The sequence below is a fragment of the Amycolatopsis bartoniae genome, assembly GCF_014191255.1.
Lineage (GTDB): Bacteria > Actinomycetota > Actinomycetes > Mycobacteriales > Pseudonocardiaceae > Amycolatopsis_E > Amycolatopsis_E bartoniae.
Window position 1 is genome coordinate 56,664 of record NZ_JACHWH010000011.1, and the last position, 25,270, is coordinate 81,933.

At 66.1% G+C, this 25,270-nt stretch carries 12 protein-coding genes and 2 pseudogenes; 8 read left to right on the forward strand and 6 right to left on the reverse strand.

Annotated elements, in window-relative coordinates:
• Positions 1 to 74: 74 nt before the first annotated feature.
• Entirely contained in the window at positions 75 to 1,076 is a 1,002-nt protein-coding gene (locus FHX82_RS31975; RefSeq protein ID WP_145935983.1) for a LacI family DNA-binding transcriptional regulator, read from the forward strand.
• Here FHX82_RS31975 and FHX82_RS31980 read toward each other — a convergent pair.
• Together FHX82_RS31980 and hisD are read right to left on the reverse strand one after the other, a co-directional pair.
• Positions 1,021 to 1,881, reverse strand: a complete 861-nt coding sequence (locus FHX82_RS31980; protein WP_145935982.1) for a carbon-nitrogen hydrolase family protein — start codon at positions 1,879 to 1,881, stop codon at positions 1,021 to 1,023. The genes FHX82_RS31975 and FHX82_RS31980 overlap by 56 nt on opposite strands.
• Positions 1,881 to 3,209, reverse strand: a complete 1,329-nt coding sequence (gene hisD, locus FHX82_RS31985) for a histidinol dehydrogenase (protein WP_145935981.1) — start codon at positions 3,207 to 3,209, stop codon at positions 1,881 to 1,883. The genes FHX82_RS31980 and hisD overlap by 1 nt, the downstream gene beginning before the upstream one ends.
• Positions 3,210 to 3,281: 72 nt before the next feature.
• Here hisD and FHX82_RS31990 point away from each other — a divergent pair, with 72 nt between their 5' ends.
• Complete coding sequence (locus FHX82_RS31990; protein ID WP_145935980.1) at positions 3,282 to 4,232, forward strand: LysR family transcriptional regulator; 951 nt, start codon at positions 3,282 to 3,284, stop codon at positions 4,230 to 4,232.
• A 5-nt stretch (positions 4,233 to 4,237) separates the two neighbouring features.
• Here the strand turns inward: FHX82_RS31990 and FHX82_RS31995 are convergent, their stop codons facing one another.
• Complete coding sequence (locus FHX82_RS31995) at positions 4,238 to 5,575, reverse strand: MFS transporter (protein WP_145935979.1); 1,338 nt, start codon at positions 5,573 to 5,575, stop codon at positions 4,238 to 4,240.
• Positions 5,576 to 5,751: 176 nt separating this feature from the next.
• On the opposite strand from FHX82_RS31995, the gene FHX82_RS32000 reads away from it, so the two are divergent.
• From FHX82_RS32000 to FHX82_RS32015, 4 genes and pseudogenes are all read left to right on the forward strand, one after another.
• Positions 5,752 to 6,744: a nuclear transport factor 2 family protein gene (locus tag FHX82_RS32000; RefSeq protein ID WP_145935978.1), complete on the forward strand. Its 993-nt coding sequence runs from the start codon at positions 5,752 to 5,754 to the stop codon at positions 6,742 to 6,744.
• Positions 6,745 to 6,764: 20 nt separating this feature from the next.
• Complete coding sequence (locus tag FHX82_RS32005; protein ID WP_145935977.1) at positions 6,765 to 8,411, forward strand: alpha-amylase family glycosyl hydrolase; 1,647 nt, start codon at positions 6,765 to 6,767, stop codon at positions 8,409 to 8,411.
• Positions 8,408 to 8,935 carry a DDE-type integrase/transposase/recombinase gene (locus tag FHX82_RS32010; protein WP_183176972.1) on the forward strand — a complete coding sequence of 176 codons (528 nt, stop codon included), beginning with the start codon at positions 8,408 to 8,410 and terminating at the stop codon, positions 8,933 to 8,935. Before FHX82_RS32005 ends, FHX82_RS32010 begins: the two co-directional genes overlap by 4 nt.
• A 17-nt stretch (positions 8,936 to 8,952) precedes the next feature.
• A pseudogene (locus tag FHX82_RS32015) lies at positions 8,953 to 9,413 on the forward strand (DDE-type integrase/transposase/recombinase); the annotation flags it as partial.
• A 53-nt stretch (positions 9,414 to 9,466) separates the two neighbouring features.
• Here the strand turns inward: FHX82_RS32015 and FHX82_RS32025 are convergent.
• From FHX82_RS32025 to FHX82_RS32035, 3 genes and pseudogenes are all read right to left on the reverse strand, one after another.
• A pseudogene (locus FHX82_RS32025) lies at positions 9,467 to 9,565 on the reverse strand (IS5/IS1182 family transposase); the annotation flags it as partial.
• A gap of 250 nt (positions 9,566 to 9,815) precedes the next feature.
• Positions 9,816 to 10,226, reverse strand: coding sequence for a hypothetical protein (locus tag FHX82_RS32030; protein ID WP_145935975.1), 411 nt, complete (start codon positions 10,224 to 10,226; stop codon positions 9,816 to 9,818).
• A gap of 15 nt (positions 10,227 to 10,241) precedes the next feature.
• Positions 10,242 to 16,604, reverse strand: coding sequence for an RHS repeat-associated core domain-containing protein (locus FHX82_RS32035; RefSeq protein WP_145935974.1), 6,363 nt, complete (start codon positions 16,602 to 16,604; stop codon positions 10,242 to 10,244).
• 621 nt (positions 16,605 to 17,225) lie between these two features.
• Here FHX82_RS32035 and FHX82_RS32040 point away from each other — a divergent pair.
• On the forward strand, positions 17,226 to 18,509 hold the full coding sequence (locus tag FHX82_RS32040) for a hypothetical protein (protein ID WP_145935973.1): 1,284 nt from the start codon (positions 17,226 to 17,228) through the stop codon (positions 18,507 to 18,509).
• Positions 18,510 to 18,991: 482 nt separating this feature from the next.
• The gene (locus FHX82_RS32045; RefSeq protein WP_183176953.1) at positions 18,992 to 25,117 is read left to right on the forward strand and encodes a LamG-like jellyroll fold domain-containing protein; all 6,126 of its coding nucleotides are present in this window, start codon (positions 18,992 to 18,994) and stop codon (positions 25,115 to 25,117) included.
• Positions 25,118 to 25,270: the final 153 nt, after the last annotated feature.

The window sequence follows — 25,270 nt, forward strand, 5'->3', positions numbered from 1 at the left end:
CGTGTGTCAAGGACGACCGACTGCGGTTTCCGCTAGGATGCGTATGCACGAGCCACGCGCCGGAAGGGCAGCCGATGACGATCACGAGCCATGACGTGGCCCGGCTCGCCGGGGTGTCCCAGCCGACCGTCTCCCGGGCGCTGCGCGGGGACCACCGGGTTTCGGAGGCCACCCGCGCGCGGGTGCGCGCGGCGGCCGAGGCGCTCGGCTACGTGCCCAGCGAAGCGGGCCGGAGCCTCTCGACGCGCTCGACGCGCCGCATCGGAGTGGTCGTCACCGACCTGACCAACCCGTTCTACCCACACCTGATCGGCCCGCTGCACGACGAACTCGAACAGCACGGCTACCGGATGATGCTGTTCACCGAGCGCAGCGAGACGGCGCTGGAGACCGAGCGCCTGCTCGACCGCTCGATCGACGGCGTCGTGCTCACCACCGCGGTGATCGGGTCTCCCCTGCCCGCCGAGCTCACCCGCCGCGGCCTGCCGTTCGTCTTCCTCAACCGGGAGACGGGCAACGACAAGGCCGACGCGGCGGTGGTCGACAACGAGGCCGGCGGCCGGCTCGTCGCCGAGGAACTCGTGCGCCTCGGCCACACCGATGTCGCCCTGATCGGCGGTCCCGCGGACACCACCACGGGGCGCGACCGGGAGCTGGGATTCCGGGTCGGGCTGTCCGAGGCCGGGGTCGGGCTGCCCCGGCACCGGGTGCGCCGCGGGCCGTTCGACCAGGGCACCGGCTACCAGGGACTGCTCGACATGCTGGCGGAGGGACCGTGTCCCACCGCGGTCTTCTGCGGCAACGACGTGATCGCGATCGGTGTGCTGAACGCGGCGCGGCGGCGGGGTCTGTCGGTGCCCGGCGACCTGACCGTCATCGGGTTCGACGACCTGCCGATGGCCTCCTGGGAGACCTTCGACCTCACCACCGTTCGCCACGACCTCGACGGGATGGCGCAGGCCGCGGCGGACCTGCTGGTCGAACGCCTGTCCGGGAAGGCGCCGGACACCCCGCGCCGGGTCACGTTCGCTCCGGCACTGGTACCGAGGGGGACGCACGCCACCTCGACGCGGTGAGCGCGCCGCCGTACAGCGGCAACGGGATCGGTTCGTCGTCCTCGCGCAGCTGCTCCCACGGCTTCGTGACGCCAAAGCTGCCGTGGCGGCGCACGGCGGTCACCACGTCCAGGTCGATCACGGCCGTGAGCACCTCCTCGGTGCCGCCGGGCAGCTCGGCCAGGACCTGCCCTTCGGGTCCGGTCAGCACGGAGTGGCCGACGCCGGTCGGACCTGCCGCGTTGACGCTCGCGACGAACACCTGGTTGACGATCGCGTTGGCACGGGCCAGGACGACCTCCTGAGCGCGGTCGGCGGTGTCGGTCCGGACCACGTTGAGCACGAGCTCGGCCCCGAGCCAGGCCAGGTGCCGGGTGGTCTCGGGGAACCACGCGTCGTAGCAGACGGACAGCCCGACGCGGCCCACGCCCGGGATGGGGAACACCACGAACTCGCGGCCCGGCCGGAACGGTTCGTGGGGCCGCCACGGGAAGACCTTGCGGTAGGACGCGGCCAGTTCCCCCTCCGGTGAATACACGACGGCCGTGTCGTAGACGTGGCCGTCGTCGCCGAGCTCGGCGACACTGCCCGGGCACAGCCACAACCCCAGGTCCCCGGCGAGTTCGGCGAAGTACCGGTGACGGGGGCCGTCGGTGAGCGGTTCCGCGCTGTCCACATCGGACTCCGCGGTCAGGTGCAGCTCCGGGTAGGCCAGCAGCCGGGTCCCCGGGAACCGGTGCACCGTCGCGCTGGCGTGCGCGGCGAACCCCGCCAAGTCGCGTCCGGCGGAAACCTGGGCGAGCGCCAGGGTGAGCGGCCGTCCCATCACACCTCCTGCGGGGCTAGCCGCCGCGTGCGCAGGACGGCCGTCGCGCGGTGGGCGGCCATGCCCTCCGAAGCCGAGATGACCTCGACGGCGTCGGCCAGAACGGGCGTGGCCTCGCGGGCGACCCGCTGGTAGGTCAGCGGCCGGAGGAACCGCGACACGGACAGCCCGGCGCTGTGCCGCGCGCCGCCGGCGGTGGGCAGCACGTGGTTGGTCCCGGCCATGCCCTTGTCGGAGTAGGCGACGGTGCTCCACGCGCCGAGGAACAGCGATCCGTAGGCGGTGAGGTGCTCGTGGTACCAGTCGTCGTCGGCGGTCTGGATCTCCAGGTGTTCGGGGGCGAGGTCGTCCATCAGCGCCGCCGCGGTCTCGCGGTCGGCCGCCACCGTGATCGAGCCGTGGTCGCGCCACGCGGGGCCGGCGATCGACGCGGTGGCCAGGGTCGCGAGCTGTCGGTCGGCCTCCGCGGCGACCGCGGTCGCCAGCTCGGCGCTCGTCGTGATCAGCGCCGCGGGCGAGTCCGGGCCGTGCTCGGCCTGACCGAGCAGGTCGGCCGCGACGAGTTCGGGGTCGGCGGTCTCGTCGGCGATGACGGCGACCTCGGAGGGCCCCGCGAGCAGGTCGATCGCGACCGTGCCGAAGAGCTGGCGCTTGGCCTCCGCCACGAACGCGTTGCCCGCGCCGACCAGCATGTCCACCGGTGCGTCGCCGACCAGGCCGTAGGCCATCGCCGCGAGCGCCTGCACCCCGCCGAGCAGGAAGACCCGGTCCACTCCGGACACGTACGCGGCGTACAGCACGGCGGGGTTGGGACCGCCGTCCGGCTGCGGCGGCGTGCACGCGACGACCGACGGGACCCCGGCCGCCTTGGCGACGTTGACGGTCATGAAAGCGCTTGCGGTCAGCGGGAAACGGCCCGCGGGCAGGTAGGCGCCGACGCGCTGCACCGGCACGTAGCGGTACCCGGCGACCACGCCGGGTTCGAGCTCGACCTCCAGGTCCTTCAGCGCGGCGCGGGACGCCTCCGCGAAGGCCCTGGTGCGGGCGGCACCGAGCTCGATCGCCTCGCGCAGGTCGTCCGGCAGCGACGACCCGCTGCGGCGCATCTCCTCGCGCGAGATCTCCAGCGGCCTGCCGTCGTACCCGTCGAGCTCGGCGGCGTAGCGGGTCACGGCCGCGAGCCCGTCGGCGCGGATCTGCCCGAGCATGCGGGTCACCGTCTCGATGACCCCGGGATCGCGCTGGGCCGGCGCTCCCCCGGCCGCGGGTGCCTTGACGGCCGTGAACCGGCCGGCGAATCGACGCTGGGTGGCTTCGGTGAAGTACATGCCCCGAAAACTAATTCCGCTCCTGCCACGGGACAACCTTGTCTTGCATTGAGCAACCTATAGCATTTCCTTGTGACTCTGACGCAGTTGCGAGCGCTCGTGGCGGCCGCCGAACTCGGTTCCTTCACCGCCGCCGGGAACGCGCTCGGGTACAGCCAGGCGGCCATCTCGGAACTGGTGCGCCGCCTGGAGGAGGAATGCGGCCTGCAGCTGTTCCACCGGGGCGGGCGGCGGCTCACGCTGACCGTCGCCGGGACCCAGCTGCTGCCGCATGCGCAGCAGACCGTCAGCGCGGCGCAGAACGCCGAGGACACGGTCAAGGCGGTGCGCGGGCTGACCGGCGGGGTGGCGTCGTTCGGCCTGTTCCGCAACGCGGACTTCTACCTGCTCGCCGAGCTGGGTGAACGCTTCGCCACCGCGCACCCGGACGTGCGCGTCCGCCTGGTCGGGGTCAACGCCGCGCTCGTCGCCGAAGCCGTCGCGGCCGGGGACCTGGAGGCGGGCATAGTCGTCCTCCCGGTCACCCCCACCGGACTGGAGACCACCCCGCTCGCGCGCGACGAAGTCCTCTACGTGTCAGCGGATCCGGCGCACGTGGCCGCACCGGTGGACATCGAAACGCTGGCCGCGCGGCGGCTCGTCCTCTACGACGCGCACGTGGGGTGGGCGGACCCGGACCGGTTGCAGCTGGCCGAGCGGGCCCAGCACGCCGGGGTGCGACTCGACCCGTTCATCGAGGTCGAGCAGGCCCAGGCCGCGCTGCACCTGGTGGCCCGCGGGCTGGGTGACACGTTCCTGTCCCGCGCGGTGGCGCAGCGGCTCCTCCGCACGGAGGGCCTGCGCCTGCACACCACGACCTTCGACCCGCCGCTGCACAACACGTTCGCGCTCGTGCGGCGGCAGCACACCCGGCTCTCCCCCGCCACCGCGGAGCTCGCGCGGCTCGCCGTGGACCTGTTGCTGCGCAACACGATGCTCGAACACCGGCGGCCCCTGCCCGTGCAGGAGCCGCCGGTGCCGTGAAGCGGTCAGCGGGCGAACTTGTCCGCGGACAGGTCGCTGCGGTAGGTCTCCTTCATGAACACCGTGATCACCACCAGTGCCAGCACCGCGGCCACCGCGAGGTAGACCCACACGGCGTAGATCGTGCCGAACGACGACACCAGCAGGGTCGCGATGAACGGCGTGATGCCCATGAAGATCGAGAACGAGCTGTTGTAGGCGATCGAGCTGGCGCTGAACCGCGTGCGGGTGGCGAACAGCTCGGCCGCGCAAACCGTGACGATGCCGGTGAGGAAGAACTCCGGGATGATGTAGATCAGCTGACTGACCACCGCTCCGGCGAAGGTGGCCGACTGTCCCACCCAGAACGCCAGCGGCACCAGGACGATGCAGCACAGCGCGCCGGTGATCAGCATCGGCTTGCGCCCGATGCGGTCGGAGATCGCACCGGCGAGCGGCACCAGCGGGATCAGCACGGCGACCGAGATCATGTTGGACAGCCAGGCCGCCGACTTCGGCAGGCCGAGGGTGTCGGACAGGTACTCCGGGTAGAAGGTGACCCAGGTGTAGGACAGGATCGCGAGCATGATCGAGGCGCCGCAGAACACCAGGATCGGCCGCCACTGCGACTTCAGCGCCTCGCGGAACGGGGCCGCGACCACGTCCGTCCCCTGCTCGGTCGCGGCGAGGAACTCCGGCGACTCGGAGATCCGGCTCCGCAGCCACATCGCGATCAGGCTCATCGGCAGCACGGCCAGGAACGGGATCCGCCAGCCCCAGCTGTGCAGTGCGGCGTCGCTGAGCACGGCGCTCATCAGCGCGGCCACCCCGGCACCGGCGAGGATGCCGAAGAAGCAGCTGTTGGACGCGAACGAGGTGTAGTACGCGCGGCGGCGCGGTTCCGCCCACTCGACCACGAACGCGACCGCGCCGACGTACTCACCGCCCGCGACCATCCCCTGCACGACCCGCAGCACCAGCAGCAGCAGCGGCGCGGCCAGGCCGATCTGACTGTAGGGAGGCAGGACGCCGATCGCGGCCGTGGACACGCCCATGAACACGACCGTCCACAGCAGCACGCGCTTGCGGCCGAACCGGTCTCCCCACCGGCCGAGGACACTGCCGCCGAGCGGCCGGACGAGGCACGCGATCGCGATCACCGCGTAGGCGCTCAGCACGCTGGCGGTGTGGTCGCTCGCCGGAAAGAACGACGAGGCGAGGACGGGTGCCATGTAGCCGTACAACCCGTAGTCGAACTGCTCGACGAAGTTGCCGATGCTGCCTGCGACGATCGCGCGGCGGATCACCCTTCGACGTCCGGCCGCATCTGCGGGCGCGGCTGTGGTCGGCGCGACGGTGGACATGACACCTCCATTGTGCCACGACGGCGCGAGCCGTCTGCATACGTATGGAAAGCAACATAGGTCGGCGCTCACTCACGGGTCAAGACGCAGATCACAGCGAGGCGAGCGGTCTTGCCGCCCAGAATGCATACGGATACAGTGCGAGGATCCTGCCCGTGTCCCGAAAGGTCAGCCACATGCCACTCGATCCGGTCGCCTACCAGCCCTACGAGGACCCGGACGACTTCATCCGCGAAGTGACCGACCGGATCTGGGTCCAGCGCGACATCTCCTACATCACCGACAACTACGAACCGGACTCGATTGTCCACGGTGGTCTCGGGACCGTCGTCGGGAGAGACGGTGTCATCGAAGGCAGCCTGATGCGGATCGCCCAGGTGCCGCAGCACGTGGGCCAGGCCGAGGACGTCGTCTGGGAGGCCCGCGGGGACGACGCCTTCCTCAGCTCGCACCTCGTCTTCTCCAGCGACACCCACATCGTGGGCGGCGTGCCGACGCCGATCCGCAAGCGCACCATCGCCAACTGCCTCTACCGGCGGGGACGGATGGTCGAGGAGTGGGTCGTGCGCGACGACCTCGCCGACTGCCTGCAGCTCGGCCTCGACCCCGCCGAGGTCGCGCGCGGCCTGCGGTTCCGGGGCTACGAAGGCTCGATGACCCGGCCTGCACCCGCCGATGTCCTGGCCGCGGGCGACAGCGGGCCGCGCCCGGACGACCACCGGCCCGAGTGCGAGATGGTGCTGGAGTTCATCGAGGAGGTGTGGAACGCGCGGCGCCTGCACAAGGTCACCGACTACATGCACCGCGACCTGTTCCTGCACACCATCGGCGACCGCACGGTGCTGCGGCCCGACGGCTACCAGCGGGACCTGCTCACCCAGGTCGCGCCGTTCCCGGACGCGCGGTTCGAGGTGCGCGACGTCCAGACCCACCACGCCGAACGCTACGCCGGGCTGCGCGTCGCGGTGCTGTGGGTCATGAAGGGCTCCTACCGCGGCGTCCCCGAATTCGGTCCCCTCACCGGAGGGCAGGTCGACCTGATCGGGGTGTCGCAGTTCCTCGTCCAGAACGGGCGGATCGTCCGGGAGGTCCGGGTGTACGACCAGATCGCGCTGCGGGCCCAGATCAACAGCCACGAGAGCTCGTTCGCCGACACCAACATCTACTGACCCGCCGGAGGAGAACGATCATGGTGTTGTCGAGGCGGTCCTTCGTGCTCGGCACCGGCGCGGCGCTCGCAGGCGCGGCGCTGTTGCCGGCCACCCCGGCGTCGGCCGCGTCCCGCTCGTCGTCCTGGCTGGCCGACGCCGTGCTCTACCAGGTCTACCCGCAGAGCTTCGCCGACACCGGCGGCGACGGCATCGGAGACCTGGCAGGCATCATCGACCACCTCGACCACCTGCGGTGGCTCGGGGTGGACACGGTGTGGGTGAACCCGGTCTTCCCGTCGCCGTTCACCGACGCCGGCTACGACATCTCCGACTACGTGAGCGTCCACCCGCGCTACGGCGACGAGGAGGACGTCTCGCGGCTGGTGGAGGCCGCCCGGCGCCGGGGCATCCGCGTGCTGTTCGACCTCGTCGCGGGTCACACGTCCGACCAGCACCGGTGGTTCCTGAACTCGCTGCGCGACCCCGCCGACGACCGCTACATCTGGGCCACGCCGGACCAGCTGCCCGCCGGCGGGCCGCTGCCCGAGCAGTTCGTCGCCTCGCCGGGACCGCGCCCCGGCGCGTTCCGGATGAACTACTACGCCACGCAACCCGCCATCAACTACGGCTACGCGCGCCAGAACGCGGACGAACCGTGGCGCGAGCCCGTCGACGCCGACGGGCCGCGCGCGAACCGCGCCGCGATTCGGTCCATTGTGGACCACTGGTTGCGGCTGGGGATTTCCGGCTTCCGGTGTGACATGGCCGCGACGCTGGTCAAGGACGACCCGGGCTGGGTGGAGACCGGCAAGCTGTGGGGTGAGCTGCGGTCCTGGATGGACCGTCGCCATCCCGGCACCGTCCTCATTTCGGAGTGGGGCGACCCGGCGACCTCGGTGCCTGCCGGGTTCGACGGCGACTTCTACCTGCCCGTCAACGGTCCCGGCGACGGCGCGCCGTGGCGCTCGTTGTGGCGCGACGACCCGTACTTCGACGCGTCCGGCACCGGCACCGCGAAGACCTTCGTCGACGCGTGGACCGCCGCGACAAAGGCCATCGGCAGCGGCGGGCACACGATCATGCCGATCGCCAACCACGACAGCGCGACGCGGCTCAACAACGGGATCCGCACGCCCGAACAGTTCCCGGCGGCGTGGACATTCCTGCTGACGTGGCCGACCGTGCCCACGATCTACTACGGGGAGGAGATCGGCATGCGCGCGGTCGAGGGCCTGCCCGACGTCGAAGGCAGCGCCGGGCGGCAGAACAACCGCACGCCGATGCAGTGGAACTCCGGTCCCAACGCGGGGTTCTCCTCCGCGCCCGCGGAGGAGCTCTACATCCCGCTCGACCCCGACCCGGCCCGGCCGACGGTCGAGCAGCAGCTCGGCGATCCGGACTCACTGCTGCATTTCGTCCGCCGCCTCCTCGCCCTGCGCAAGCGCCATCCGGAACTCGGCACGCGGACAGCCGTACAGGTCTTCGACGACGGCTACCCGCTGACCTACCTGCGCGGCGACCGTTTCCTCGTCACGGTCAACCCCCGCCGGGACACGGCAACGACGTCCGTACCGGATGCCAGGCTCCGCCACGCACGGATGGCCGAGGGCAGGGGTGTCCGAATCGAGGGCGCGACGGTCACCGTCGAGGGCTTTGGTTACGCCGTGCTCGATCTGGGGCGCTGAACACAGCCGCAGGGCGTCGGCGGCCCGGCGAACCAGCGACCTCCCGGCTCGGCACCAGCCCCTTCCGGTACTGGGCCTCCGTTCCAGTCGCCTATTCCCGCCGCATCGCCGGCTGGTCCATCAACAATCACATGCGCACCGAACTGGTGATCGACGCACTCGGCATGGCCACCCTACGTCGCACACCCGAATCCGGCAACACTATCCTGCATTCCGACCACGGATCGCAATTCACCGCCTGGGCGTTCGGGCAACGACTCCGCGCCGCCGGAATCCTGCCCTCCATGGGCAGCGTCGGTGACTGTTACGACAATTCCATGATGGAATCCTTCTGGGGAGCACTCCAACTCGAAGTACTCGACACAAAAATATGGAAGACCCGCGATAAACTTGTTACCGCGATCTTCGAATGGATAGGATGCTGGTACAATCGGGAACGCCGACACTCCCGCGTCGGAATGCTCAGCCCGGCCGAGTTTGAAGTCCGCAACCCCGAGCGACCGACACCAAACGACGAGCGCTGACGCCACACCCCACGTGTCCGACGAACTGGGCCAACCTCAATCTGCGTGCGGTCAAGGACTGCTACTCCAACAAGATCGTCGGATACTCCATCGCCTCGCACATGCGGGCCTCACTTGCCGTCTCGGCGCTGCGCAACGCGATCGCGTTGCGCGACCCGAGCGGTGCCGTGGTCCACTCCGATCGCGACCCTCAGTTCCGGTCGGCCGCCTACCGGCACCTGTTGCGCGGCCACGGGCTGGCCGGGTCGATGGGGCGGGTCGGTGCCTGTGTGGTGATAACGCCGCGGTGGAGTCGTTCTTTTCGTTGCTGTAGAAGAATGTTCTCGATATCCAGCGGTGGCGCACCCGGGAGGAACTCCGGTTAGCGATCGTGTCCTGGATCGAGACGAAGTACCACCGCAAACGTCGGCAACGCGCCCCGGGCAAGCTCACCCCGGTCGAGTTTGAGACCATCTACACAACCGCACCAACGGCCTGAGAAACAGTCAGCTCCAGTGTCAACCGAAGTCTGGGCAGACCCCACGGTGCCGTCCCCCCACCCTGCGGCCGCGACTTGAACTCAGGAATCAGCGACTCGACCAACGCCCACAACTCATCCGGCACCAACCGCAATGACAATCGATCAACCACGACTCAAGATCATCGCAGAAGATCAGTCGATCGCCACGTAACACACTCTCTAAAGCGACGTTTGAAGCGTTCAGGTACGCATCGATTCGCCTTGCATCCCAGAAACAAACCGGCTGGCCCCCAGCGGAATGCTGGTCCGGAAAGACCCGTCGAGAGGTCCCTTTCGATCACGAATACTCAGCTATCGGTCGGCCGTGAACGTCATGACGTCCGGCGCTGCTGAACCTTCGAACCATGTTGTGATGAGTAGCTACCCGTGGCGGATGTCTTTCGAGCCGCGACGCTCGGCCCACACGCCTTGTTCCTGCCGAAGATAGGGAGGAATGCACCATTTCGGCCGACTAAACCATGTCACTGTGAGTTGCAGGAAAACACCCACGGCGGTAACGCCTACCAAAGATATCGCTGCAAGCAGGATTGGGCCGTTCATTCGCGCTGTTCCAAAGAGCAACATTGGTACGCTGACCGCGAGTGCTGTCACTCCTAATGTAAATGGAAGCCAACCCCGTAGAAGGCCACGGCAAACATCATTGCCGAATGGAATTACGAGCATCTGTTTTATTACTCGCTCAAAGTACTCACGACTACGCCACAGGCGATAACTGCGCCAGCAGCAGAACAGTGCGGCCGACTCGAGGTACACTAAGATCAGAATAGTCACTATCACGAGCGTATCCTACCAGTGGAAGATGCGCCGGACCGCTGAGACGCCGGCGTTTAGCACGTTATTTACGCCCACGCCGACGGCTGCCCCGACCAGGGCGCCGACACCTGCGCCGATGATGGTGCCAACTCCTGGCGCTATTGCAGTTCCGATGGTCGCCCCCAGGGATAGGCCGGCCAACGTGGAGGTATACGAGACGGCCGTGTTCAATACGGCCTCGCCGACGCCGATGGCCACCGCTTTACCTGGAGATTCACCATCATCGAGTGCGCTGTCAATATCACCCCAAGCTGATAACGCCGCGCCTACGCCCAGCAAGAACCTCCCGCCCCACTTAACCTCGCCGCTCCGCCCTAGTCTTCCCAGGTTTTTCAGAAGTGGGTTGTTGCGGAGGGCATTCATAGTTCTTGCGCCATCCGAACTGCCCGCTCGAAGCGCGTTTGAAGCCTTGGTGGTTTGTTGCCCTACGGCTTCGATCGCCCCGTTGACTGCGCCTGCCGCTGCGGCAGCCAGATTTCCGTCGGTGCACCCGTTCTTTAGTGGAATGTCGTTGTTTCCGCAGACTAGAGAGCTATCGGTGGGGGCCGCTGAGAGTAGCTCTTTCATTAGCTCTTGCCAGTTATAGTTGAGCGTCGTGATGTCATCGTCCGGCTGAGGCGCCCTCCCAGTGGTGGTGGGGCGAGACCCTTGCCTCGGCTTATCCGCAGCGGGCTCTTGGGGGGCGCCTCCAGAGTTGCCGGACCAGGATCCTCCGTAGTAGTCGTTGCGGCATTGGACGTCGGGGCAGTCGGGGTTTACCAGAGGCTCTAGACCTGTGGGATCGCTTTGTGTGGTGGGGTTGTTGGCGGCGTAGTCGTAGCCGCCCATTTGGGTGGGTGAGGCTGCCTCGAACACCGGGTCGGCGGAGAGGAAGCGCCCGGTAACGGCGTCGTATTCGCGAGCACCGAGGTTCTCGAGGTTGGTGATTGTGTCGGGAGTGCCGTCGACGAACCCCTTGTTCCCGGCGGGCCAAGTGGTTGGTGTGGCGCCTCGAGTTTGGCCGAAGGGAAGGTACTGACGGCGGGTGACGGCGTAGGTGTCGGAGTCGATCGCGAGCAGGTCGGTGCTCTGCCGGTCGGGTATCAGGTATTGCGGCGTGCCTGAATTACCGTTGGGCAGCGACGACCGCGCGGCGACGATTTGTCCGCCGATGGAGTAAAAGCGGGTAGCGGTGAGAACGTTGGTGGTGGTGTTCAGCACGATCTGTTCGTCGCCCGCGAAGAGGGTGGTTTGGCCCGGGTCGCGGCGCACGATCGGGTTACCATCGGCGTCATAGACGTAGCTGGTCATGCCGTTGGTAGTGGCGTCGGTCGCGAGCTTGCCCTGGTCGGTCCAGGTCAGGGTTTGGTTGCCGGTAGCTCCTCCACTGATCGAGGTTGTGTCGCCGGAGGCGTCGTAGGTGTAGCTACCGATGTTCGCTCCGGCTTGGGGGCCAGTCGCGGTGGTCGAGGTGAGCGTGTGTGGTTGGTCCGTGGAGGATCCGGCCGCGGGGTAGTTGTAGGTCGTGGTGGTGTCGTTGGAGGTGGTGCCGGTGACGTCGTGATCGGTTTGGGTGAGCCGGTCGCCGGCGGCGTCGTAGGTCCAAGACTGCCAGTACGGGGTCGGGCCACCGACGCTGGGCGAGTTGCCGGGCGTCGGTGTCGCCGAGCAGCCGTCAATGCCGGTCCAGGCCTGGCTGAGGCGCTGGGCGTAGTCGTAGGTAAAGCATTGCGTGTCGGTGGTGGCGCCACCGTTCTGAGCGTCGGTGACCGAGGTGACCAGGCCTGCTCCTGGTGAGACGGGCCCATTCGAGTAACTGTAGGTGGTGTCGTCGACTGCCGTTGATTGGTGGGAGTCGGTGGCGGTGGCCTCAGTTAATTTTTGTGTTTGCTGGTCGTATTTGAGGGTGAGCCAGACGTTCCCGGCGGTGGCCGGAAAGGTGTACTGCAGGGGTTTGCCGTAGTGGTCGTAGCCGACGGCGCTGACGTAGATGCTGGCGATATCGCCGGTGGAGCTCAGCGATACCGGTTCGCCGAATTCGTCGGATCCCACTTCGGTGGCTTCTTGTCCGAGACCGCCGACTGCGGCGTCGTTTTCGCCGTTGAGGCGGCCGGTGAAGCTGTAGCCGTAGTAGGTGGTGACGCCGCCGGCGGGGAGTAGGGCGGCATCGGTTCCGGTGAGGGTGGTGGTGACTCCGATCGGCTCGGCGAAACTGGTGTAGCCGATGACGGTCTGGGTGTAGGTGTCGCCGCCGGAGAACGCGGTGGTGGTGTCGGGGTAGCCGACGGCTTGGCTGTCGTAACCCCAGGTGGCGATCATCGTCGAGCTGGATTTCGCCGCGCCACCGGTGGAGTTGTAGGTGTCGGTTTTGCGCCCGTCGTTGTCGTAGTCAATGGTGACCTGTTTACCTCGACCGTCGGTCGTGGTTTTCAACAATCCAGCTGCATCGTAGGTATTTGCTGTTGTTCCTGTGTCGGGGTCGACGGCCCGGGTTTGGTTACCGGGCAGGTCATAACCGTAGCTCCAGGTGTTGCCGGCCGGATCGGTAACGGCGGCTTGCTTGTTCGCCGGCGTGTAGGAGTATTGGGTGGCGGAGTAGTCCGAAGCGGGATCGTGGATCGGGTCCGTGGGGACATCGGCGTGGTACTGGTATAGGTCGGTGGTGTTACCTCGAGCGTCGGTGAAGGTGGTTGTGGCAGTCCCACCCGCTGGGGGCACGGTGGTGGTCCAGTTGCCGCCGTAGGTGTAGGTGGTTTGCCAGGTGGAGTTGCCATTGGAGTAGGCGATGTCGGCTGTTTTGCGTCCGGCGGCGTCGTAGGAGTAGGCGGTGGCGGAGGGTACTTTGCCTGCCTGGGCTTGCACGTAGGTGGGTGCGACGGGGTTGCTGTCGAGGTAGGGGTCGGTGCTCGCTGATTTCCAGCCGTCGGTGTTGTAGGTGGTGTCGGTTATGGTGCGTTCGTTGTCGGGGGTTTGAGTTTGGGTTTCTCGTTCGCGCAGGAGTGCGTCGTAAAAGGTTTCGCTGACCCGATAGGTGACGTCGTCGTTTTCGGTGTAGGTGTCGACAATCGATGGTGCACTGTCGGACACGGTGTAGGTGTACTTCAGGCTTGGTGCACCACTGGTGGCCGAGTTGCCCGGCTTGTACACGGCCGTGAGCCGACCGAGGGCGTCGTACTGCTCCGTGGTCACGTATTGGGCGGGGTCGACGATGCGGGTGGGGAGCTCGCGCAACGCGTCGTAGGTGGTCTTGGTGGTGTGTCCGAGCGGGTCGGTCACGTTGACCCCGGTAGGTTCGGCTCCGGTTGTCGGGATGTAAACGGTGGCGGTTTTGTGGTTGTCCGCGTTGGTCGATGTCAGGGTGCGCCCGTATTGGTCGTAGGTTGCGCTGGTGGTGGCATAGGTCCAGGCAGCGGTGGAGCCGGTTCCGGTGCTCGAGATCGCGTCCTGGGTCTGGGTTGCATCGCCTTTGGTGGGCGGGGTGTTCCAGGCTTGGCTGTCGTAGGAGGTCTTCTTGTCTGAGACCGCATTCTGTGGGTAGGTGGGGGTGGTCGTGCAGGGGATGGATACGGTGAGCACTTCGGAGGGCTTGTTGAGGATCCAGGCGGTGGTGTTGTCCGCGTAGGTTGTGCTGCTACATAGGTGTTGACTGGCGATCGAGACGTCGCCGAGGTCGTTCGTGCGGGTGACGCGACCATAGGCATCGTGGGTGTAGTCGGTCTCGGTTTCCCTCGTGGTGCCACTGGCCAGGGGGGTGTACACGCGCTTGTCGGTATTGCCGACGAGGAACGCTTGCAACGCGGGCAGACCGCTGCCCATGGCGTGGGTGGCGGTGGCGATGGAGGTCCAGGGACTGGTGATCATGTCGGAGACGATGTTTGCCACCGCCGAGTCTCCGTTATAGACGACGGTTTCGTAGGTCATACCCGTGAACTGGTCCGAGTCCACTGAAGCGGGATCACCGTGGACGTCCTGCACGGCGGCGGACCGGGTTCCGTTGTTCGGCAGTGTGTCGCCGTTCATGCCGCGGAAGTAGGCGTAGTAGGTGTTGGTGACCGGGTCCGGCGCGGTGCCGGTGGACACGGTCATGCCGGAGAACCCGCGCCACTGGTCCCAGGTTCGTTGATTGACCGGGGTGGTCGGGGTGAGTGGCGAGTCGTTGTAGTGCCAGGCGGCCACGCCGGCCGGAGTGTAACGGGTTTCGATGTCGTCGTTTGAGCCGCCGGTGGGGTCGTGCTCGGTGACGGAGTCGACGATGTATTTGTTGAACCAATCCAGTGTTGGGGTGGTTGCCCCGGCCGGGGTCCAGTAGTCGGGGAAGCACAGCATGCCGTTGGCGGATGGTTCGGCGGGCACGTTTGCCGGGGTGCAGGCGGGTGTGGACCCGAATGCGAGCGTGTAGTCGACTGTGATGGTTTCGCCGGTTTCGGTGGTGATGGTCTGGATCCGGTTGCGGGTGATCCACGGGAGCCCGCTGCTGAGGTTTACTCGGTTGTTCTCGGCGACGGGGCTGAAGCTGACGGGCGGTAGCGTGATTGGCGTAGTCGATCCTCCGCCCGTCGTGTCCTGTCCGGTCTGTCGGATGGTGTTGAGCCAGAGGGCGGGCTTGGTGTTCGGGTCGCTGACGGGTGGCAGCGAGTGCGTGAGTGCCCAGGAATCGACGAGCGTTTCGGTAGTGCCGACCAGGGCGTAGGTTTGGATCGAGCCCAGGGCGTTCTCGGTCCAGAACGAGGGACTTTGTGCCGAACACGACGCGCCGGACGCGCAGTTGAGGTCGAAGGGCACGTCGGGCCAGCTTGAGGAGTTCGCGGTCGTCTCGGATGATGCCGCACAGCCACTGGTCGTGTTGCAACGGCCGGTGACGTTGAAGACGACCTTAGCGGCGGGGGAGGTAGTGTATACCGCGCCAGCTTGTTGTCCGTACTGGATCGAGGTCAGGTAACCACCGCGGGTGTAGCCGGATGCGGCGGTTGCGGTGGTCCCGAGATCCGCGGCGTAGAAGTTGTTTTCCTTGTTGTAGAAATAGGACACGACGTCGGAGTGAGGGTCGACGACGTAGTCGAGGTTCCACCTGTAGGCCAGCTGACAGAAGGACTGCGCGAAGCTGGTGTTGTAGCAGCCGGCCGGTTCGTCGGCTGATGATGAGGTGGAGTAGACCGGTTCGGTCCACACGGAATTCGTCTGCGCGTTGCCTGTGACGTACCCAGGAAGCTGGTTGAGACCGAAGTAGTACTGGGTGCCGTCCGAAGCGGTAACGATGAAGTACTCGCCACCCTGAGAGCCGTTTACTCCACCCGTTTTGTACTCAACGCGTTCGTTCGAGTCGTTCTGTGGGTGATACCTGCCCGTGGTGTCATCCTTGACCAGCGTGGTGGTCTTTCCGGCGAGCGACAACGTCACAACATTGTTGGCGGTCCAGCAGTTGTCCCACGTCTGGGTTGACCCGGTCGGGTTCTGATGGCAGGTCTGGTAAGACCGTTCGATATAGCCGGGGCTGTAGTCCCAGCCGTCACCGAGCCAGGACGCCTGGTTGTTCGTCGACGAAGTCAGACCGTCGACGACTTGGGAATCGTACGACAGTGCGACCTGCGGTTTCAGGCCACCAGGCACGTCCGGCACGCTGATGGGGTACGACCAGGTGAATGCGTCCGCAGAACCTCCGGCCTGCCAGGATCCGGAGGGCTTCAGCGAGGTCGCCGTGAAGTTGCCGCCGCTGCCGGAGGGCGAGGAGGTTGCGGCCACCAATACATTTGCCGCGCTCGCGGACTTTGGGAAGGCCGCGGTGCTCGTGCCTGGCAAAGCGACATCTGCGGCGACTGTTCCATCGTGCGTGTCGGTGGTAGAGGCGAGGGAAGTCTGGGTGCGGCAGGCGGGCACTGCGGGGGTAGTCAACGCACAGGCGGGCAAGGTGACAAGGTGTAGCCGGGATGCCCAGTCTCCGCCGAACGCGTCAGCGAACTGCGAGTAGCCGAGCGTCAGACGAACCGTCCCGGTGTCAGGTGCCTGGTCGGTCCGGTCGACCGACAGGATGAGCCCGTTGACGCCGGCTGCGGTTGCGGCGTCGCGCGGAGCCGCCGCTACGTGGGCGCTGGCCGGTGTCGCAGTCGGCGTTTTCGCGTGTGGGCCAGCCGTGCCCGGTTTCGGGACAACGGGTGCGAGCCACACCGGTAACGTACCGGCTCTTACCGCGCCTGCTCCGGCTGCCGCTGGAGCAGGCGCGGCATGGCCTGCGGCGGATAGGCTGACATCTGCGTTGCCGGTGGGCCAAGTTACGGGCGCGGCTTTCCACTGGGGGACCGGCTTCGGCTGCTGGTAATGGCTGACCACCGGCGCCACGGGCGTCGTCTTGTCCTTGGCCACGGACGGAGCGGAGACGTTGGGTTTGCCCGCCTGTGGTGTGGCGTCTGCTTGGGGCGCGAGGGCTGCGGTGAGGCCGGCGAGGAGAGCGAAGATGGCCAAGAAATGGCCGGCGGAGAAACGGTGTCTCCGCCGGCCGGCAAATCCAGCATGCTGGGTTCTGATTCTGATTCTGGTTCTGGACACACGTCTGCCCGCAGCGAACATCGAACCGCCCCTTTCGCCCAGGGGGTCACGAGTGGAATCCCCCAGTCAGAGAACATCCGCAACCGGCCGAAAGACGCAGGGCGGTCAGTAGAAGACAGTAAACATCAACAACCCCACACCACAGCATCCATTAGAGTGACACCAAACCGCTCCAGTATGCCGAACAGACCAGAGCAGACGACTAAACAGCGCAATGATAAGCGGCGACTGATGCCCGCTTTACAATCATTTTTCACTATGACCTTTTTGTCGTGACTTCCTTTGCTTTCCATCCGGGCGTGTGTCGAATACTCTCGCCAAGCCACGCGTCCTACGTGGACGGTCGCGTCGGCGGATTCCCCCGGTAGTGCTGTCGAGGCCGGGGACGGGCACCGGCAATGTGGTCACCGGCCGATCGAGGGTGTGGGGAGTGCAATCGTGACAACCAGGCTTTTTCCGTCGCGCAGAACTGCCGTCGGTTTCCTGCTCGTGATGGCTCTGACCGTCGGTTTCCTAGGTGCAGCAAGGGCACCGCAAGCGGCGGCGACGGGGGCCGGGTCGGCTTACGTGCCGGTGACTCCGGCGCGACTGCTGGACACGCGCACCGCCGGCCCTGGTGGTTCCGACCTACCGCTCGGAGAAGGCGCCACACTCTCGCTGCAGGTGGCCGGACGGGACGGGTTGCCGTCCGATCCCAGTCAGCTCACCTCAGTGGTCCTGAACGTCACGATCGTGAATCCCACGGCTAGCAGCTTCCTGACACTGTACCCGGACGGCTCCACCCGCCCGATCACCACGAACCTGAACTTCACGGCGGGACAGACCACAGCGAACATGGCGATCGTCCCTGTGTCGACCGCGAACGGCACCGTCGCGGTCTACAACAAGAACGGGACGACCGACCTTCTCGTCGATGTGGCCGGCTACTACACCCCGGCCGCCGCCGGGGCGAGCACCTACGACACAGTCGCTTCCACGAGGATCCTGGACACCCGGAACGGCACAGGCGAAACCAACGGCACACCCGCTCCGGTTGGTGTGGGCGCCACCCTCCCGGTGACGGTCGAAGGCGTCGCGGGAGTACCGACCACGGGGGTTACCGCTGTGGTGCTGAACCTCACCTCGGCCGGCTCCACCCTGGGCAGTTTCCTGACGGCCTATCCCGACGGCACGACCCGGCCGAGCACCTCGAGTCTGGACTTCGCCGCGGGCGAGACGGCCGCCAACCTCGTGATCGTTCCCTTGCCCGCCAACACTACCCAGATCGACATCTACAATCGCAACGGCACGACCGACGTGGTCGCCGACCTGTTCGGGTACTACACATCCGGCACGGGCGCTACCTTTGTGCCAGTGTCACCGACCAGGATGCTGGACACGCGAACCGCGGGTACGGGTGGCATCGACGCGCCACTCAGCGCGAACACCCCGCTGAAACTACAGATCACGGGCGTCGACGGAGTTCCGGCGGATTCGTCCTCGGTCACCGTGACCGCAGTCGTTTTGCACCTGACCGTTGTCAACCCCACCGACGCCAGCTTCCTGACCGCGTATCCCGACGGCACCGGCCGGCCCATTACGTCGAACCTCAACTTCTCCTCCGGTCAACTCATCTCCAATCTCGTGATCGCCTCCGTCGGCCCGGATGGCGCGGTCGACGTGGTCAACAAATTCGGCACCACTGACCTGGTAGTCGATATATCCGGCTATTACAGCTCTTGAGCGTTTGCGCATGAACCGTCGGCCGGAATGTTCAGATTCGGGTTGTTTGGGCGGTTTGGTGTCACTCTAATGGATGCTGTGGTGTGGGGTTGTTGATGTTTACTGTCTTCTACTGACCGCCCTGCGTCTTTCGGCCGGTTGCGGATGTTCTCTGACTGGGGGATTCCACTCGTGACCCCCTGGGCGAAAGGGGCGGTTCGATGTTCGCTGCGGGCAGACGTGTGTCCAGAACCAGAATCAGAACCCAGCATGCTGGATTTGCCGGCCGGCGGAGACACCGTTTCTCCGCCGGCCATTTCTTGGCCATCTTCGCTCTCCTCGCCGGCCTCACCGCAGCCCTCGCGCCCCAAGCAGACGCCACACCGCTAAACCCGAGCGGAACCGGCCGGCTCGAAGCATCGGGGCAGCCGGCGCCTGCCCCAGCAACACCGTCGACCAGCCCCAACCCGTCGGCGACCGCCAGCCCCGCACAGGAAACGGCGATGGACGCTGCAGCCGCGACGGCTCGCTCGTCGGGGAAGAGCACGCCGGTGGATGCCCTGACCACGGAAACCCAGCAAGTCACCGCTGACGCCAAGGGCGGGTTCACACTCACCGAGAACCTCGGTCCGGTCCGCACCCGCCAGCAAGGGAAATGGGTTCCGCTCGACCTGACCTTGCACCCCAACGGCAACGGGACATTCTCGCCGACCGCCACCGCCTATGGAACCGTGACCTTCTCGGGCGGCGGCACGACGCCCTTGGCAACCACGACCTCCGGCGGCACAACCTTCTCCGTGTCCTGGCCTTCACCGTTACCCTCGCCTACCGTTCGTGGTGACCAAGCTACCTACCCGGCGGTCTACCCCGGCGTGGATCTGGTGGTGAACGCGAACGCGGCGGGCGGGTTCTCCGATGTCCTGGTCGTACATGACGCCGCAGCAGCGAAGAATCCGGCGCTCGCCCATCTCACGCTGCCGGTGGACGTCAGAGGTGGCCGCCTCGCTTCCACGACCGCAGGTGGACTCAGGCTCACGCCCCAAAACCCCGGTCGCAGCCTGATCGGTGAAACACCGGCCGTCTGGGACTCCAATCAAGCGCTGCCGTCCGCACCGGTGGCGCCCAATGCGAAGCCGTCCACTCCGGTTGCCGCGGACCCGTCCGACGTGCATCACGCGGGTCTTGTCGCCCACACCTCGCCAATGCCGATTCGACTGACCACGTCCGAGGTCGGACTGACTCCCGACCCGAAGGTCCTTAACGGGCCCAACACCGTATACCCGGTCTACATCGATCCCTCGGTGCAGTGGCAGGACACGGCCGGCGCCGGCCTGGGTTATGCCGAAGTCAAGCAAGGCGGGGTGTGTCACGGCACCTCGTTCTACAACGGCGCCAGCACCGACGGTGAGCCTATGGGCGTCGGCTACAACGGCTGGCCCTCGACTCCGCTGTGCATCGGTATCGAACGGACGTATTACCAGTGGCAACTGCCGACCGGCCTGCTCGCCGGCGCGGTCATCAACCAAGCCACAGTCACCACCGCGAAGGAATACTCTTCGTCCTGCGTAACCACAAGGGACTATCTGCACCTGGCCGGGGCGCTGCCGACCGTGAACGGAGCCCCCTACGTGTCCTGGGACAATCAGCAAGGCCCCGGTCCGGTCGTCGGGTTCGTGGACTTCGGGCCCGCCTTCAACCCGGACTATTGCTCGACTGCCCCACGCGCGGTATACGGCGGCTTCGACGTGACGGGCTGGATCGATCCCCGCTGGCCGACTGCCACGTTTTCGCTCACTGGAGACGAATCCCTCAACCGCGACAATTTCGCCCGCTTCGCCCCGAGCGTCGACAGCGTCAACATTATTCAACCTGCGCTGGACATCAAATTCAATCGCCCGCCCAACACGCCGTTACCGGTCAAGGCTTTCTCCGGTTCGAACAACGTCGGCTGCAACACCAATCCCACTGGGCCGTACCCCTACATGGGCAAGACGATGGTGAACAACGCCCCAGCGCTGGTTGCCAACATCAGCGACCCGGACAACAACGTGGTGCAGGCCAAGTTCCAGTACTGGGTCTCCGGCAGTTCCACCATGAACACTGCCAGCTCGCCGGATCTATCGTCGGGCAGCAACGCGATGGTGTCACTGAGTCAATCCTTTGTTTCCGGCTTGTCGAATGGGCAGGTCGTCAATTGGAACGTGTCCACCTTCGACGGCCAATTATGGAGCCCGTGGTCCGCGACCTGCCATTTCACGGCGGAACCGACCGCGCCTACGGAACCGGCGATCGCGTCAGCCGACGGGACGTACCAAAGCACAGAAGCCGGCCAGACTGCGGCTACCACACCTCCGGCCGACCGGTGGTTGCTCAACGACGGCAACGCTTCACCTACCGCCGCGGACACAGCCAAGACCAATCCGTCCACACTCACCGGTAATGCCGTGGCCTGGTCACAAGATCCGACCGAGGGCGAGGTGTTGGCTTTTGGCGACGAGACGGGGTATGCGGTGACGAAGACCTCGGCCGTGAACACCGCCGCCTCGTTCTCGGTGTCTGCGTGGGTAAAGCTGACCAGCACCCGCGCCTACTACACCGCCGTCGGTCAGGGTGGCACGAACATGGGCGGGTTCTACCTGCAATACAACAAGAATCTGAATGCGTGGGCGTTCGTGCTCCCTGGCAGTGACTCGACCTCCGCCCCGCAGTTCATCGCGCACGACACCAAAGCACCGACATTGGGTGCCTGGACGAATCTGGTGGGCACCTTCGACGCCACATCCCGGACGGTGAGTCTCTACGTCAACGGCGTGCTCGTCGGCACGGCCACTGGCGCCACGCCGTGGAGCGCCACAGGACCGTTGACCATCGGGGGAGTCCAGCTCACCGGGGGCGCGGCGAACAACTTATTCAACGGCTCGATCAGCGACGTACAAGTCTACTCCACCGCATTGCCCGCCAGTGATGCCGCCGTGATCAAGACTCCGATCCGAACGTTCACCGGCAGTGCGCAGGCCGGCACTCCGGGCACGTTCACGCTGTCCACGCCCAGCTCGAACGCAACCGAGATCGTTTATGGCGTTGATCAGGCTCCGTCCACCAGCAGCCCGCCCGCTTCCCAGATCGCGTCCAACTTCACCGGGGGGACCGCCGCCGTGCCGGCCGGACGCTGGAAACTCGCCGACGGCACCGGCACGACTGCCACCGACACCGGCGGCGCGCACAACGCGACCTTGTCCGCGACCGGCGCGAGCTGGGTGCAAGACGCCAGCCGCAACAGCCAGGTGCTGGCGTTGAACGGCTCGGCCGGCGACGCTGCCACCGCAGGCCCGGTGATCACCACCAACGCCTCCTACTCCGTCTCGGCCTGGGTCAAGCTGGCCGATACCAACAACTACTACACAGCGTTGAGCCAGGCCGGTCGTAACGTAGGCGGGTTCTACCTGCAATACAACAAGAACCTCAACGCGTGGGCGATCGTCGTCCCGGCATCCGACTCCACCAGCGCGAGCCAGTTCATCGTGCACGCCAGTGCCGCTCCCACGGTCAACAAGTGGACCAATCTGGCGGCCACCGTGGACGGCAGCAATGGCACGATCACCCTCTACATCAACGGTGTCGCTGCCGGGACCGTCACCGACACCTCGCTGTGGAACGCCACCGGGCCGCTCACCATCGGCGCGGTCACCCCGACCGGTGCGGCGGCCGGGAACTTCTTCGCCGGCGACATCGCCGACGTCCAGGTTTACGGCCGCGCCCTGACCGCGACCGAAGTCGCCGGCATGTACGCGACCGTCACAGTGACGCTCACACCGCACGCGCCTGGCCCACACACCCTCTACGCCTACGCCGAAGACGCCGCCGGCGACATCTCCGGGTTCAGCACCAACGCCTACCACTTCCAGGCCATCGGAGATCCCGCCGACACCACAACCTGCATCAGCTGGTCGACATGCCTGGGCTCCAGGTACGGCAACGCCGCAGCGCACACGGGCACCACCAGCACGGGCGCAGGGGCGGACGGAACCAACAGCATCTCCTCCGCCGATCTGCAGGCCGCTGGATGGTCTCCGAACGGCACGATCACCGTCGACGGAGCCACGTTCGCTCTGCCGAACTTCGGCAACGGCTCGGACAATATCCTGTCCGCCAACCAAACCCTTAGCACGCCGTTCGGTCCGGGCCCGCTCACGCAGGCCGGCACCACCTCACTGGTGTTCCTAGCGACGTCCACGGCCGACACGACGCCGAACCCAGGCGGATCGGGCCGGTGCCCCTCGTCAGCGAGCTCATCCGCCCCCTTTGTCCCCAGTGGCACAGCCGAGGCAGGCACCTACATGTTCAGCGGCACTAACCCCGCGGAACTGTGCGTGCCCACCGGTACCATCAGCTACAGCACCGGCACCCCCCAGACCTTCGCCCTCAGCGTCCCGGACTGGCTCAACGGGCCGCAGTCACTGGCGGCTGTCACGCTCCCGCATCTGAATACACCGACCGGTCAGGACAGTAGCAAGCACCCGAAGATCTACGCGGTATCCGTCCCTCTCAAACCGGGCGCGACCGCGCCGGTGAACATCACATCGATCACCCTGCCCGACGTGTCGAGCCACGCCGACGCGGGCAGCCAGGCCCTGCACATCTTCGGCATGGCCCTGCGCAACACCACCACAGCCAATGCCCCGTCCGGCCAGACCTGGACCGCCGGCTGGGCCAGCCCGACCGAAGGCAACTACAACTTCAACGGCGCAGCGATCAACAACCAGACCTATCGCATAGCCCTGAAACCGACCCTGTCCGGCGACAGCGTGCGCATTAAACTCGACAACGCCCTGGGCACCAGCCCACTGAACATCGGGTCCGCCACTATCGCCCTCGCCGCCACCCCCGGCGTCCCCACCGCCACCCCAGTCGCCGGCACCACAACCACCCTCACGTTCAGTGGTAACCCCACCACGACCATCCCCGAAGGGGGGATGGTCTACTCCGACCCTGTCACCGGACTCCACGTCACTGCCGGCCAGTACGTCCTGGTCTCCTTCTGGCTCAACAACCCCACGACCATCCCCTACCTACCCGAACACACCTGGTCCGACACCGCCTGGGAATACACCGCCCCCGCCAGCACCACCAGCCACGCCGCCGACACCAGCGGCAGCGCCTTCACCGGCACCAACGGGGCATTCAGCAACCTGGTTACCGGTCTGGACATCGCTACCTCCGGCACACCCACGCAGGCCGTGCTCGGTGACAACCTCATCGACCCGACCCAGCCCAACGCAAATGCCAACATCCAAGTGGATTTGGCCGCCAACCTGAGCACGGCAGAGCCCACAGCGCCTGCCGCGTACGGCAGCATCGGCGAAGGCATCGAAGCCAACCAAATCACCGTGGACAACCCGGAAACCTTCAACGGCGGAGCCGTCGGCGGCCCCTCGGCCCTGTCTCGCATCGACCGCGACATCCTCGACCAACCCGGCATCACCACCGTCATCCTCAACGAAGGACTCGAGGACGTCCTGCACAATCCGGGGCCACAAGGCGCCAGCACCATCAAAGCCGCCTACGAACAGCTCATCGCCTACCTCAGCGCCTATCACATCAAGGTCATCGCGGTCACGCTCACGCCCTGCGCGGGCTATACCGGAGGGGGCGCGAACGACCCCTGTACGACCGGAACCGGCGGTGTCGACGATGCCCGTAAAACGGTCAACAGTTCCATTCGGAACCGTGATAACGGGCTTATCAGCTTCGTCATTGACGCCGACCAGGTAATCGGGCAGGCAGTGAACGACCCCGACTCTGATCCCGTTCCACTCAACCCCGATGCCACCACCACGGACAAAGCCAACCTCACCCCGGCCGGATACGCTGCACTCACCTCTGCCTACATGGGCCCGCAACACACATGGGCGCTCGACGACGCCCGCATAGGCGGCACCGACACCGATGCCGCCGACAGTATCGCCGGTACCAAAACTCCCTACATGGCCAACAACGATCTCACCGTCACCTCACAAGACGCCAACCTGTCCGCATCGGGCGCGACCTGGATCACCGACTCCACTGGCAGGAACGCGCTCGGCCTTGACGGAGCGGGCGACGCCATCACCAGCGGGCCGGTGGTGGACACGACCCACAGCTTCACTATCTCGGTCTGGGCCTACCTGACTGGCAGCGCCCTACCCGCTTCCGACACCGACATCGTCTCCCAAGACGGCACCAACACCAGCGCCGCCACACTCCAATACGTCGCCGCCGACGGGAAATGGGCATTCACCATGTCCACCGGCGACGCTCCCGGCTCCACCCAGCTACGCGCACTTTCCCAGTTCGCCCCGACCCTCAACACCTGGACCCACCTCGTCGGCATCTACAACGGCAACACTCACACCCTCGCCCTTTACGTCAACGCCGCCGCCAACGGCACGACCACTTGGCCCGCCGGCACCAATCCGTGGGCACCAACGGGCCCCCTCACCATCGGCGCCGACACCCAAACAACCGACACCGGTCAAACAGCAAACCACTACTTCACCGGAAACCTCAGTGACATCCAGACCTGGAACTACGCACTCAGCCCAGACCAGACCAACGCCCTGTACCAACAAATCCAACAACTACAGCAATGACCCCGCTGGCAAAGACAGGGCGCAGTTCAGGACGAGCTGATGTGGGACTGCGCAACTTCCGGCGTAGCCCCCGATCACAGAAGTGCACCTGATGACCGACATGATGTCTGACGTGGGTGACGCTGAGAACTCGAAACCCGAGACCGGTCCGGA